This window comes from Qipengyuania xiamenensis (assembly GCF_019711495.1).
Classification (GTDB): Bacteria; Pseudomonadota; Alphaproteobacteria; order Sphingomonadales; family Sphingomonadaceae; genus Qipengyuania; species Qipengyuania xiamenensis.
This window is the reverse complement of the sequence record NZ_JAIGNM010000001.1, coordinates 120,276-133,333: the sequence shown is the minus strand read 5'-3', so window position 1 is coordinate 133,333 and position 13,058 is coordinate 120,276. Positions and strand designations below refer to the sequence as shown.

Genomic DNA, 13,058 nt, shown 5'->3' with positions numbered 1-13,058 from the left:
TCAGGCTTCCGGAGCTGCCTCGTTCTGGCCGACCCGCGACCATTCGACATTGCGCGTGGCGTACATCACTCCTGCCAGCGCGAAGAACATCGTCACCGACCCGACGATCAGCGAAGCCGCTTCGAGGCTAAGCAGGACATAGAGCCCGGCATAGAGGATAGAGAGCAGCACGCCGATAAAGCCTGCGCGCTTCCATCCGCCAAGCACCGCCGCGCTGTAGGCCGTCAGCAATCCGATGATCGCGGCGCTGGCAACGACATAGGCGAGAGCGAAACCGACTACCTCGGCAAAGGCGAGCAGCAGCACGAAAAACAGCACCAGCCCTGCACCGGTCAGCAAATATTCCGCCGCCGCAACCCGCGCACCGCCGACCACGTCGAACAGCAGGAATGCAAGGAAGGTGAAGCCGATGAACAGGAAGCCGTATTTCACGCTGCGATCCACCTGCGCATAGATATCGGCAGGTTCGACCATACTTATCGTGGCAGACTTGCTGGTGCCTGCCTGGCTGTCTTCCATACGGTCGTAGCTGGCATCGCCGACGGTACCGATATCGCGCACCGGAGGCAGGTCCTCCTGCGTGACCATGGATTGGCCGAGGGCGAGATTACCGATCGACCAACTCGCGGCAAAACCTTCGGAAGAGATGTCGCTGCTGTCGGGCAGGAAGCTGCCGCCGAAGCCGGGATGCTGCCACGTGGACGATACTTTCCAGTCGGTCTGCCCGCCGCGCGGGACGAGCGTGAGCGAGCGGCTGCCACGGATCGTATAGGCATATTCGACCGGTAGCGGACGACCGTCCGACCAGTCGATCGTACCACTGAAACCGGCGCCTCCGCTGGAGCGTACGCCTTCACCCGGCTCGAGCTCGATGCGCTTTCCGCCGACGCGCACATCCGCCACGGCGCGCAGCCCCCGGGGATCGGAGGTGCCGAAGCGGATCTGCGTCTCGTCCAGCAGCAGCTGGTCACGGGTCACGCCGAAGCGCGAGAGATCCGAGGGCATGACGAAACGCGCCTCACCATCCATCTTCGCGAGGTAGATGACCGTCTCGTAGAGCGCCTTCTTCTTGCGCTCGGGCTGGAGCTCCGTCTCGATCGAGTGCCTGTCCGGCGACAGGAACAGCTGCTTGCGGATCGTCTGCGTGCGGGTGGCAGCAATGCCGTTGACCGTCTCGTTGGTCACGCGCTGCTCTTCATAGGGAATGACGAGGACCGGCCCGGAAACGACCTGCGCCCCGCCCGATCCTGCAGTGATTGCATCCTGAGCTACTCGCGCCTGGTGCTGCCTGTCGGACACCAGGCCGTAGACCATCAGCAGGGGTATCATCAGGACGAACCCGACCAGTCCGGTCAGGAGAAGTTTGAAACCGGGGGACCTTTCTTGCATCGCTCACCTCCATCGTTAGTGCGATGAAACGTGCTTTGTGAGCGACGAACTGAATGCCCATTGAATTGCGCGCAGATGAACGGAAACGGCCGGCGCATCGTTGCACCGGCCGTCGGGGTACGCAGGACCCGCAGTCCCTGCGCCAGTTATTTCTTCTTGTTGAGCTCTGCGATTTCCGCATCGAGCGACCGCAGCGCCTCGGCGCGCTCTTCAGCGCTCAGGGATTTTTCTGCGGCAATCGCGGCACGGGCCGATTTCATTGCGCTCAGTGCGAGCTTGTCGGCAGCCGTTTCGCAAACGAACAGCGTCGTCTTGCCTTTGGCGTCGGTTTTCGACGTGACCGGCGAGTTCTCGTCCTTGCAGCTCACAACGACTTCCGGAGCCATCTTGCCGGCTTCCTGGGCCTCGGCAACGGCGAGGCGGATTTCGCGGCGAAGCTCGCCCTTCTCGCCAAACTGTTCGCGGACCTTGTCCATCTCGACACGGAATTCGCCGCCTTCGGCAAACTGTTCGCGCAGCTTGGCCATCTCGGCGCGGAGCTCTGCCTTGTCGGCATCGCTCATTTCGTCCCATTCCTTGCCGTTGACGACGATGCGGCGCTTTTCGATGCGGCGTTCCTTGCCGTCCTCTTCCATCTCGCGCTCGATCTCGATGATTTCGCGCCGAGCTTCTTCCATCTCGACTTCGGCTTCGGCGAGTTCGCGCTCGGCCTCATCGAGTTCGCGCTCGATCTCCACCATTTCCTCGGTGACTTCCTCGCGCTCCTGCCATTCTTCCGCCACTTCTGCGGCAGACACGGATGCGATCAGCGACGGTGCGACGCTATCCGCGTAGCAAACCGATGCGGTGAGCGGCACGGCCAGGAAAGCCCCGGCGATTGCGGCGCGCCCGGTAAGGCGGCGACGCGGTGAAATATCGGACATGGATAAGCTCCTCAAACGATGGATTATCGACTTGTCCCCCAGAACCGGACAGGCCATCGGCGCGGCCAGCGCAGGGCGCGGCGCGATTGCCGGAAGGCGCGCGAAATCGGCGATGACACTTGCGTAGGTGGCACGTTCCTCGCGAGAACGGGCCGCCACGACGCGGGTGTCGCAGAAGGCTTCCTGGTCGCGCCGCAGCGCATTCCAGCCAAGATAGCCAAGCGGATTAAACCAGTGGATCGCGAACAACGGCTGCACCGCCATGTTGACGATCAGGTCGCCTCCGCGATGGTGTGCAAGCTCGTGAGCGATGGCGAGATCGCGGGCCTGGCGGGCGCGGCTTGTCATGAAGCCTTCGGGCAGCGCGATGACGCGATCGATCACGCCGAAAGCCATCGGGCCGGAAATGGCCGGGGTCTCGATCAGGCGGATCGAACCGACCTCACCCACAGCACGCGCTTCGGCTAGCAATTCGCGGCGCAGCGCAAAATACTGCCAGAAGCGGCGGACCAGCATCACGACGGCGCCACCCAGCCAAAGCAGGAGCAGCGGGGTGAGGAAGTCGACCGGTTCGGCCGCGGCCGCCACGACCGTGGGCGCCGCGGCACCGGGCTCTGCAATCGGCATGACGATCGTTTCGGTGGTCATCGTGAAATTCGTCTCGGCCTCGCGCACAGTCTCGGCCAGCGGGCGCATCCACGCAGGAAGCGTGAACGGCGGCACGAACAGGCGAGCCAGCGGCAGGAACCACAGCGCATAGGCAGCGCCTGCACCGAAATGCCGGGCGACGGGGCGGCGCAGCAGCATGACGAGTGCGATCAACGCACCGGTCCACAGCAAGGTGTCGAACAGGAACCAGTCCCAGTATTCCCTCAGGAGATCGGTCATTTCCGCATCTCCTTCAGCAGCGCCTCGATTTCTTCGAGGTCGGCATCGGTCAGAGCTTCGTTCTCCGCCAGATGGGCGAAGAGCGGTGCCGCCCGTCCGCCGAACAGGCGATCGACAAGGCGCCGGCTTTCGCCACCGACATAGTCGGAGCGTTCGACCAGCGGATGGTAGAGGAACTTGCGGCCCTGAGGCTCGGTGCCGACCGCGTTCTTGGCCACAAGGCGGCTGAGAAGCGTCTTCACCGTGGGGATGGACCAGTCGTTGGCAGCGCAAACGCGTTCGCAGACCTCGGCAGCGGAAAGCGGGCTCTTGTCCCACAGCGCTTCCATGACCGCGTGCTCGGCTTCACTGATGCGGTCTCCCGCTCCCTGCTTGCGCTTAGCCATCAAGAATCACTCCCACCAGAAACACGTTCGATTACGCCTGTAGACATAACGATTACGAATGTAAACATGAAGCGTCGATGAACGCTTGTTCAGGAAGCGCTCGGTGCCTGTGCTGTGCAAGGTGCGATCTGCGCGGAAGCGTCAGAATTCGATGGACGACAGGCAGCAGGCCGTTATCCTCGACCTCATGATTGCACGCTTCCTTGCTCCCCTCGTCCTGCTTGCAGCCCCGCTATCGGCCCAGGAGGAGGCTGCGCCACCGCCCGAAGCGATGGAAGAATTCGAGACCGTCCTTGTCGTGCTCGAGACCACCATGGGCGATATCACCGTGGCCCTGGAGACCGAACGCGCGCCCATCACTGCGGGCAACTTCCTGCGCTATGCTGAGGAAGACCGTTTCGACGGAACGATCTTCTACCGCGCGATGCACCTCAACTGGGGCGAACCGCCGAACGGCTTGCTGCAGGGCGGCACGCAGAACAATCCGGACCGCATTCTCGACGGCATTGCCCACGAACCCACCAACGAAACAGGCCTCAGCCACACCGATGGCGCGCTCTCCATGGCGCGGCTAGATCCGGGTACGGCGACGGGCGATTTCTCGATCATGATCAAGGACCAGAAGGGTCTCGACGCCCAGCCCGACAGCGACGATCCGAACCTGAAGGCCGGTTACGCCGTCTTCGGCTACGTTGTCGACGGCATGGACGTGGTCCACGCGATCCATGACAGCCCGCGCGATCCGGAGGCGGGCGAAGGCTGGATGAAGGGCCAGATGCTTGCCGAACCGGTGACGATTGTCGACGTTCGGCGCGTGGAGCCTGTCGAAACCGACTAGCGGCCCGCAGCTGCCATCCGCTCGTTCAGCAGTTCGAGAAACTCTTCGAACTCGTCATGCGACCTGAAGTTCTGTGATGCAGCGCGAATCTTTTCACCGCCGCGGCCGACGATCTCGACGCTGAACTTCCCCTGATATTCGTCCAGCTCGATGTCCTTGATGAGCGCATACTGGATGCGTGTCGGGGTGCGCAACAAGACACCCGAAGTGCCTTCGACCGCGTTCGCGTCCAGCGTCAGGTAGCTCTTCCCGCTTAGGCTTGCAATGAAACCCGCACCGCCGACGAGCGCCCAGCCTCCAGCCGAAAGGGCCAGCACGCCAAAAAAGATGTCCGCTCCGAGCGGGCCAAGCTCGATGATGCCGTTGAGGATCAAGCCGCGCGGATCGGTCACTTCATAAGCGAGGAACGCAGCGACCGCTCCGAAAAAGAGCAGGCAGAAAAGCATGAGCAGCGGATTGGGCGTCACATCGAATTGGCGCGCGCTCGCTGCCGGCGGGGCGGCGGCAAGGCTATGCCGAGGCGTTTGCCCGAAACCCTGCTGCATTCCCGCTGGGCCTGTTGCTATCTCACCAGGTGCGAGACCCTTGCGTCCGAAACCCATGATTGCCCCCGTCTTTCAAATACTTGAAAGCGCCGAATAGACCGGGGACGTAAACTTATCGTTGCCGCGGGTTTTTCAGCAAACCTCGGCGGTATTTTCAGGAATGGGTCCGGGCGGCACGCGCGCGGGGCTCATCCAGAAGGGATCGGACTTGAGGCGGTGGCTGTCGCCATAGGCCTTGGCGAGGGCCGCGAAGAGTTGCGGGTCGTACGCTTTCAGATCGGAATGGTTCAGGATGCGCCGACCGTCGAAGGACTGGATACGGTTCGAATTGAACCAGAACTGCGTGCCTTCCGCCCAGTATTCCTGGATCGTAGTGGTGTTGTATTCCTCGAACCACAGGCCGGTGGCCAGCGCATTGGCGTAGGCACCCTCGACTTCGGCATAAAGCTTCGGATCGGTCGCCTGGATCGCATCGAGCACGAGATGCGCCAACTCGTGGACATAGATGGTCTCGCCGTAATAGCGGCTCGACGGCAGTCCCAGCACATCTTCCGCCCCATCTGCCATCCTTTTGCCGCCGATGGCGCGGGCGCGTTCGTCCCAATACTGGCGGTCGGTCTTGGCACCGACGCGCGCATCGTAATGCTTGAGCTCGCACCGCGTCAGCCGTGGATCGTCACGAGCGGGTTTAGTCCAGCTCGCCTTGTCCGGAAGGTCCAGCAACGCCTCGTCCTCGGCGATGATGGCGATGCGGTAGTCGTTGGCGGCGAGCCATTCGGCGAGGTCAGGCCGGTGGGAGAACATACCGCGCGTCATGTCGCGCGCTGCAACCAGTGCTTCGTCCGGCACTTGTCCGGACGACAGGATAGGAATGCCGCTTGCGTCTAGGTGCTTCGCATAAAACGCTTCGGCGCCCAGCCCTGTGGGAGGCGCGCCGGGAAGTGTCGTACAGGCCGAAAGCGAAATGGCGGCGAGAACGAGGCCTCGCCGCCATTGCATCAGTAAACGCGCTTTTTCGGCTCGATGTACTTCACATCGTCGGTGAGCGTGTATTCGTGGACCGGGCGGTAGTCGATCTTCACGCCGCCGCCGTTGCCGCCCCAGCCATCGAACCAGGCGATGGTGTGCTTCATCCAGTTCTTGTCGTCGCGATCGGGGAAGTCCTCATGCGCATGGGCGCCACGGCTTTCCTTGCGGTTTTCGGCCGATGCCATGGTGACATTGGCCTGCGCCATGAGGTTGTCCAGCTCGAGCGTTTCGATGAGGTCGCTGTTCCAGATCAGCGAGCGGTCGTGGACCTTAACATCGGCCATGCGCTTGTTGACGTCCTTGAGGACCTCGACGCCTTCGGCGAGCAGCTTGCTGTCGCGGAAGACGGCAGCGTGCTTCTGCATGCCCTTCTGCATGTCGGCCCGCAGCGCCGCGGTCGGCGTGGAGCCATCGGCATAACGGAAGTGGTCGAGACGCGAAAGCGCGAGGTCCGCGCTATCCTTGGGAAGCTCGTCATGGCTGACGCCCGGCTTGACGATTTCCTTGAGGCGATGGCCGGTCGCGCGGCCGAAGACCACGAGGTCGATCAGCGAGTTCGAGCCGAGGCGGTTTGCACCGTGGACCGAGACGCAGGCCGCTTCGCCGACAGCGAACAGGCCGGGGACGATCTTTTCCGGGTCCTTCGGATCGCCTGCCATCACTTCACCGTGATAGTTACAGGGGATGCCGCCCATATTGTAGTGAACCGTCGGGGTGACCGGCAGCGGCTGCTTGGTCAGGTCGACGCCTGCGAAGATCTTTCCGCTTTCGGTGATGCCCGGCAGGCGCTCGCCCAGCACCTTGGGATCGATGTGATCGAGGTGCAGGTAGATGTGGTCGCCATCGGGACCGACGCCGCGGCCTTCGCGCATTTCCAAAGCCATCGAACGCGACACGACGTCGCGCGATGCGAGGTCCTTGGCCGACGGGGCGTAGCGTTCCATGAAACGCTCGCCTTCGGAGTTGGTGAGGTAACCGCCCTCGCCGCGCGCGCCTTCGGTGATGAGCACGCCCGCGCCGTAAATACCGGTCGGATGGAACTGGACGAATTCCATGTCCTGCAGCGGCAGGCCTGCACGCAGCACCATGCCGCCACCGTCGCCGGTGCAGGTGTGGGCGCTGGTCGCGGTGAAGTAGCAGCGGCCATAACCGCCGGTCGCAAGGACCACGGCCTGGCTGCGGAAACGGTGGATCGTGCCGTCGTCGAGGCACATGGCGATGACGCCGCGGCAAACCTTGCCGTCGGGGCCGTCTTCCATGATCAGGTCGAGCGCGAAATACTCGATGAAGAAGTCCGCGTCATACTTCAGGCTCTGCTGGTAGAGCGCGTGGAGCATCGCGTGGCCGGTACGGTCGGCAGCGGCACAGGTGCGCTGCACCGGCGGGCCTTCGCCCATGTTCTGCATGTGGCCGCCGAACGGGCGCTGGTAGATCGTGCCGTCCTTGTTGCGGCTAAAGGGCACGCCTGCGTGCTCCAGCTCGTAGACCGCCTGCGGGGCTTCGCGGACCATGTATTCGATGGCGTCCTGGTCGCCAAGCCAGTCGGAGCCCTTCACGGTATCGTACATGTGCCACGACCAGTGGTCGGGCGTGTTGTTGCCGAGGCTGGCTGCAATACCGCCCTGCGCCGCAACGGTGTGCGAACGGGTCGGGAAGACCTTGGTGATGCAGGCCGTCTTGAGGCCGGCTTCCGCGCTGCCCATGGTGGCGCGCAGGCCCGAACCACCGGCGCCGACGACGACGGTGTCATAGGTGTGGTCGACGATGGGGTAGCTGCGACCGCCGATTTCGAAAGTGTCGCTGTGTGCCATCAGGCAGCTCCTCCAAGGGCGATACGGGCGATCGAGACAAGGCCGAATGCGCCGCCGCCGATGGTTGCAAGGTTGAGAAGGGTAAGCGTGGCGAACTTCGTGCCGGCATCGTGGACATAGTCCTCGATCAGCACCTGAAGGCCGAGACGTGCGTGCCAGAAAACGCTGACGATCAGCAGTGCCAGCGCGGTAGCGGGCAGCGTCTGCGAAGCCCAGCCGGACATCGTCGCATAGTCGTAGCCCGGCAGCAGGGCGAGGCTGGTCACGAGGAACAGCATCAGCACCAGATTGCCGATGGCGGTGAAGCGCTGGACCAGCCAGTGGTGTGCGCCTTCATGCGCCGAGCCCAGCCCGCGCACGCGTTTGATGGGGGTGTCGTGTGCCATGATTGCGGCCCCTTAGCGAAGCAGGACGAGGGCCCAGAAGCCCGCCGTCAGAAGGATTGCGATGATGGGCGACAGGATCGACCAGGTCTTGTTGAGATCGAGCTCGTAACCCGCGCCGATATCCAGCACGAAGTGCCGCAGGCCACTCATCATGTGCGTGAAGAACGCCCAGCTGAGACCGACCAGCACGATCATCCCGATGGGCGAGCCCATGAACTCGGCAAAGGTCGCATAAGTGCCGGCACCGCCAGCCATCGCACCCAGCCACCAGAGCAGGACGCCGAGGCCAACGATGGCCATTCCGTCCCCGGTGACGCGGTGGAGGATCGAGACCAGCATGTGCGGGCCCCATTTCCAGATTTGCAGATGCGGTGAAAGCGGGCGGTTTGCCATGCGTTTACGTCCGTTGCCATGAATTTCTGGCGCCTACTTAGCGAAGCTGGCGTCCCACGCAAGGCGCGCGGCCTCGACATTTGACGCAAAGTTTCGAATAGCGTGATGCATGACACGCATTCTACTCACCGGCTCGTCGCGCGGGATTGGCGCAGCGGCGAAGACATCGCTCGAAGCCCGCGGCGCTACCGTGATCGGCCAGGCGACCTCCAGCGACACCACCGACACCGTTCCTGCTGACTTCTGCGAGCCCTTCGCGCCGCAGGAATTGTGGCAAGCCGCCCTCGCCCGCGCCGGCGGCAAGATCGACGTCCTCGTCAACAATGCCGGCCTGTTCGCCCCTAACCCGATCGACCGCTCCGACATCGAATGGCTCGATGCGTGGGAAGACACCATGCGCATCAACCTGACCGCTTCGGCCCAGCTCAGCCGCTTTGCCATCAAGCACTGGCGTGCGCGCGGCTGTGAAGGCCGGATCGTCCATGTCGCCAGCCGTGCAGGGCATCGCGGCGATTCGCCAGCGCATTGGCACTATGCCGCAAGCAAGGGCGGAATGCTGGCGATGCACAAGAGCATTGCGCGAGCATACGCTCACGAAGGGATCTACAGCTTCGCGATCACACCGGGCTTCACCGATACATCTATGGCAGGTGACTATCTGGAAAGCCGTGGCGGTGACGGCTTGCTCGCGGACATCCCGCTAGGCAGGGTCGCCGAGCCCGAAGAAATCGCGAAGATCATCGAATTCTGTGCATTGGACGCCCCGCCCAGCATGACGGGAGCGACGCTGGATGCGAACGGGGCGAGCTATGTACGCTAGATACCTGCTCCCCCTCTCCTTTGCGCTGACTGCTTGCGCCAGTGCACAGGTCGATGCGCCTGCTCAGGACGAGCTGGCTGGCACCACAGCCCCGCATCCGGAGGTCCCGTCGGAACGGTTTGTGGATGCCTGCGAGAAATGGGACGAATGGGCCAAGCCGGCGCAGCCGTTCCGGCTCATGGGCAATAGCTGGTATGTCGGAACCTGCGGGATATCTGCGATTCTGGTGACCGGCGAAGACGGGCACATCCTCATCGACAGCGGTGTGGACGCGGCTGCTCCGCATGTGCTTGCCAGCATCAGGTCGCTCGGTTTCGATCCGGCCGATATCCGCTACATCCTGATGAGCCACGAACATTTCGATCACGTGGGCGGTCATGCCGAATTGCAGAAGGCAACCGGCGCGCAGATCGTGGCATCCGAGCGAGCCGCCCCCGTGCTGGAAAGCGGCAAGGTCGCAGCCGACGATCCGCAAGCCGCTTCCGGGCATCCGGACATGACGCCGGTCGAGGTCGGCAAGGTCGTGTCCGAGGGCGAGACCGTTGAGCTGGGCAATCTCAGCATCACCGCGCACGAAACTCCGGGGCACACGCCGGGTGCGTTGAGCTGGAGCTGGTGGTCCTGCACCCCGCCCGATCAACCGCCGGTCTGTAGCCGGATCGTCTATGCCGACAGTCTCTCCGCTGTCTCCGCGGACGAGTACCGCTTTACCGATCACCCCGAGATGGTCCGCGCCTTCCGCACAAGTATCGACAAGGTGCGTTTCCTGCCGTGCGATATCCTGACCACGCCGCACCCGTCATCAAGCAACATGATCGAGCGTTGGCGCGAGGGCACCTACGGCAAACCGGGAGAATGCCAGCGCTATGCCGACGCCCTGAGCCAGCGGCTCGATGCGCGACTGGCCAAGGAGGCGGCCGAGTGAGCGCGTGGAAACTTTCGGGTGAGGCCGACAAAAAGACCGTCCAGGCGGCGCTGCTTGCACATGAGGATGCGTGGGACTTCCCCGATGAACTTGTCGTCTCCGGCCGCGAAATTGCTGAGGACAAGCCCGACGACTGGATCCTGGAGGTGTGGCTGGACCACAAGCCCACGGCAGCGGACAAGCGTGCGGTCGCATCGCTCTTCGTCGGGAAAGCGCCAGACTTCTCAGCCGAGAAACTTCCCGAACAGGATTGGGTCACGCTGAGCCAGCTGGGCGTCGACCCTATCCGTGCGGGCCGCTTCCATGTTCGAACGCCGGAACATCCCGCCGATCCGGATCTCGTCGACTTCGTGATACCCGCCAGCCAGGCCTTCGGCACGGGCCAACATGAGACCACCGCGGCCTGTCTCGCCATGCTCGACCAGATGAAGCGCGAAGGGCTGGTGGTTCGCAATCACGCCGATATCGGGACCGGAACGGGCCTGCTCGCCTTTGCGGCCATGCATCTCTGGCCAGACGCCAAGGCTACTGCCTCCGACATCGACCACGTCTGCGCCGGCGTGGTCGAGGACAATTGCAACCTCAACGGCATCACAATGGGCGCTGGTTCGGGCGAACTGACAATGGTCATTGCACCGGGGACCGACGACGCGCTGATACAGGCGCGCGCGCCCTATGACCTGCTGATTGCCAACATCCTTGCAGGGCCACTTGTCGGACTGGCACCCGACTTTGCCGAAGTGACGAAACGCGGCGGCAGCCTTCTGCTGGCCGGTCTGCTCCGAACGCAGGAGGCCGAAGTGCGCACCGCTTACCTGAGGCAGGGCTTTCGCCTGGCCCGGCGCGTCACGAACGGTGACTGGTCGATCCTGTGGCTCCGCCGGAGCCATACGCGGTGACCCGCAGGCGGGTGCTTGCATGGGTTGGTGGCATCATCGCCCTGCCCGTGATCGCCCTCGGCCTGTTCCTGCTTGCAGCATGGGTCGGCAGCTCCATCCCGCGAAATGCCGACTGGTCGGAGCCGGAGGACGGCATCCGCATTATGGTGGAAAGCAACGGCATCCACACCGGGATCGTCATGCCGATCGTCAGCTCCGAGAAGGATTGGCGCGAGACCTTCCCCTCCGCAGGAATGCCGCGCGAGCGTGATGGCTGGTTGCCGACCCATGTCGCGATTGGCTGGGGCGAAAAAGAGGTCTTTCTCAACACACCCACTTGGGGTGACCTCAAGGCCAGCACTGCGTTGCGCATCGCTTTCATGGGCGGTGACGGGCTGATGCGCGTCGGCCACTACGTGAACCCGCGCCCCTCCGAATATCACCGCTACCTGACCCTGCGCCCGGAAGAGTATCGCAGGCTCGTCAGCGAGATCGAGGCTGCCCTTCCCCCTTTGCCCGAGAACGAAGAACGGTTCAGTTACGAGAGCTTCGAAGTGGGTGCACGCAATTACGATGCGCGCGGCCGTTATACGCTCTCGAACACCTGCAACCAATGGGTCGGAGATGTGCTCGCGCGGTCAGGAGTACGCATGGGATACTGGACGCCGCTGGCAGGCGGCGTGATGAAATGGGTGGACGATCCGACTGCCGACTAGGCGACGTCGCCGTCCAGCCCCTCGTGATAGCTGACTACTGCGCGGGTGACCGACTGCATCATCTCGAACCGCGCTGCATAGGATGTGGTCGTGCGCCCGATGAGCACCGCGATCGTGTACGTCGTGCCGTCAGGCGCGGTGAGTATGCCTACATCGTTGTAGCCCGATTGCACCCCATCGAAATACTGGCCGGTCCCGGTCTTGTGCCCGAAGCTCCAGCCTGCGGGAACGCCGCCCTTGAGGCGCTTCGGCCCGCTCTTGGTCTCTTCCAGTGTCGCGAGCAGGAGCTTGGTCGAATTGGGAGACAAAAGGTCTCCGCGCGCCAGCCTCGCCAGTGCCATTGAGATACCCTCTGCCGTTGCGCCGTCGATCGGGTCGGAGAGGTAGTCCTCGAAGGCCTGCCGCCGCTCGTTTTCCGGCACCCTGTCGCGCGCCTCGTAAAACGCGTTGCCGGTCGAATAGGCCTGCCGCCATTCGAGGCCCGCAATTGCGCTCTGCTTGTTGCGCTCGTCAGTGCCGAACTGCACACCCTCGATGCGATTACGCCTGAGGAATCCTTCGACCGCCTGCGGACCGCCGATACGGCGCAACAGACGGTCATTCGCGGTATTGTCGCTCTTTGTGATGGCGCGGTCCAGCAGGTCACGATAGTCGCTGGTGAATGCCCCGCGACGCTTCACGATATCGCGGATCGGCTGGTGGAACACGGTCAGGTCACGCTGGCGGATCGTTACCATCTCATCGAGCGAAAGAGCGTCCTCGTCGGCAAGGTCGAGCGCGGTCATCGCAACCCACAGCTTGCTCACGCTTTGCTGCGGGAATGGCGTTTCGCCCTGATAGGAGATGGTGGCGAGATCGCTTGCCTTGGTCACGGAGATACCGGCAGCTCCCTCGAAGCCCTCACCTATGCCCTTAAGTTCTTCCTGCAATGCGAGCTGGGCATCGGTCAGCCGCGGCGGCTCGGGCGGATCTTCCACCACTTGCGGCATCACGCGCTTTTCGAAATCCTGCGGCGTTTCGGCAGGCGTACTGACGGCAGTCGCAAGAACGAGGAAAGCGCCGACAATCAGCACGGTGAGGATCAGGATCGGGGAACGGTTCACATCAACCTAACGGCAGATAAGACAATGG

General features: G+C 63.1%; 14 protein-coding genes. 5 read left to right on the top strand and 9 right to left on the bottom strand.

Going from position 1 to position 13,058, the window contains the following annotated elements; all coding sequences use genetic code 11:
- The 3 genes from creD to K3165_RS00685 all read right to left on the bottom strand — a co-directional run bounded on the left by creD (position 1) and on the right by K3165_RS00685 (position 3,586).
- A complete protein-coding gene (gene creD, locus K3165_RS00695; RefSeq protein WP_221546964.1) occupies positions 1 to 1,389 on the bottom strand; it encodes a cell envelope integrity protein CreD in 1,389 nt (462 codons plus the stop codon).
- Between the two features lie 146 nt (positions 1,390 to 1,535).
- Positions 1,536 to 3,200: a M56 family metallopeptidase gene (locus tag K3165_RS00690; protein WP_221546963.1), complete on the bottom strand. Its 1,665-nt coding sequence runs from the start codon at positions 3,198 to 3,200 to the stop codon at positions 1,536 to 1,538.
- On the bottom strand, positions 3,197 to 3,586 hold the full coding sequence (locus K3165_RS00685) for a BlaI/MecI/CopY family transcriptional regulator (RefSeq protein WP_221546962.1): 390 nt from the start codon (positions 3,584 to 3,586) through the stop codon (positions 3,197 to 3,199). Before K3165_RS00685 ends, K3165_RS00690 begins: the two co-directional genes overlap by 4 nt.
- A gap of 151 nt (positions 3,587 to 3,737) precedes the next feature.
- Between K3165_RS00685 and K3165_RS00680 the strand changes: the two genes are divergently transcribed.
- Positions 3,738 to 4,424: a peptidylprolyl isomerase gene (locus K3165_RS00680; RefSeq protein ID WP_247713843.1), complete on the top strand. Its 687-nt coding sequence runs from the start codon at positions 3,738 to 3,740 to the stop codon at positions 4,422 to 4,424.
- Here the strand turns inward: K3165_RS00680 and K3165_RS00675 are convergent.
- The 5 genes from K3165_RS00675 to sdhC form a co-directional block, all read right to left on the bottom strand.
- Positions 4,421 to 4,969 (bottom strand): YdbT family protein, encoded by a 549-nt coding sequence (locus K3165_RS00675; protein ID WP_221546961.1) that lies wholly within the window; start codon positions 4,967 to 4,969, stop codon positions 4,421 to 4,423. The genes K3165_RS00680 and K3165_RS00675 overlap by 4 nt on opposite strands.
- Positions 4,970 to 5,101: 132 nt before the next feature.
- On the bottom strand, positions 5,102 to 5,968 hold the full coding sequence (locus tag K3165_RS00670; protein WP_221546960.1) for a glycoside hydrolase: 867 nt from the start codon (positions 5,966 to 5,968) through the stop codon (positions 5,102 to 5,104).
- The gene (gene sdhA / locus K3165_RS00665) at positions 5,968 to 7,809 is read right to left on the bottom strand and encodes a succinate dehydrogenase flavoprotein subunit (protein ID WP_221546959.1); all 1,842 of its coding nucleotides are present in this window, start codon (positions 7,807 to 7,809) and stop codon (positions 5,968 to 5,970) included. The genes K3165_RS00670 and sdhA overlap by 1 nt, the downstream gene beginning before the upstream one ends.
- Entirely contained in the window at positions 7,809 to 8,195 is a 387-nt protein-coding gene (gene sdhD, locus K3165_RS00660) for a succinate dehydrogenase, hydrophobic membrane anchor protein (RefSeq protein WP_221546958.1), read from the bottom strand. Before sdhD ends, sdhA begins: the two co-directional genes overlap by 1 nt.
- 12 nt (positions 8,196 to 8,207) lie before the next feature.
- Positions 8,208 to 8,588: a succinate dehydrogenase, cytochrome b556 subunit gene (gene sdhC / locus K3165_RS00655; protein WP_221546957.1), complete on the bottom strand. Its 381-nt coding sequence runs from the start codon at positions 8,586 to 8,588 to the stop codon at positions 8,208 to 8,210.
- 109 nt (positions 8,589 to 8,697) lie between these two features.
- On the opposite strand from sdhC, the gene K3165_RS00650 reads away from it, so the two are divergent.
- Genes K3165_RS00650 through K3165_RS00635 form a run of 4 tightly spaced genes read left to right on the top strand, consistent with a single transcriptional unit; the run spans position 8,698 to position 11,927 of the window.
- A complete protein-coding gene (locus K3165_RS00650) occupies positions 8,698 to 9,408 on the top strand; it encodes an SDR family NAD(P)-dependent oxidoreductase (RefSeq protein ID WP_221546956.1) in 711 nt (236 codons plus the stop codon).
- Positions 9,398 to 10,333 carry a subclass B3 metallo-beta-lactamase gene (bla, locus tag K3165_RS00645; RefSeq protein ID WP_221546955.1) on the top strand — a complete coding sequence of 312 codons (936 nt, stop codon included), beginning with the start codon at positions 9,398 to 9,400 and terminating at the stop codon, positions 10,331 to 10,333. The genes K3165_RS00650 and bla overlap by 11 nt, the downstream gene beginning before the upstream one ends.
- Complete coding sequence (locus K3165_RS00640) at positions 10,330 to 11,232, top strand: 50S ribosomal protein L11 methyltransferase (RefSeq protein WP_345720143.1); 903 nt, start codon at positions 10,330 to 10,332, stop codon at positions 11,230 to 11,232. The genes bla and K3165_RS00640 overlap by 4 nt, the downstream gene beginning before the upstream one ends.
- Complete coding sequence (locus K3165_RS00635) at positions 11,229 to 11,927, top strand: DUF2459 domain-containing protein (RefSeq protein WP_345720141.1); 699 nt, start codon at positions 11,229 to 11,231, stop codon at positions 11,925 to 11,927. Before K3165_RS00640 ends, K3165_RS00635 begins: the two co-directional genes overlap by 4 nt.
- Here the strand turns inward: K3165_RS00635 and K3165_RS00630 are convergent.
- Positions 11,924 to 13,030 (bottom strand): serine hydrolase, encoded by a 1,107-nt coding sequence (locus K3165_RS00630; protein WP_221546953.1) that lies wholly within the window; start codon positions 13,028 to 13,030, stop codon positions 11,924 to 11,926. The two genes, K3165_RS00635 and K3165_RS00630, sit on opposite strands and share 4 nt — an antisense overlap.
- Positions 13,031 to 13,058: the final 28 nt, after the last annotated feature.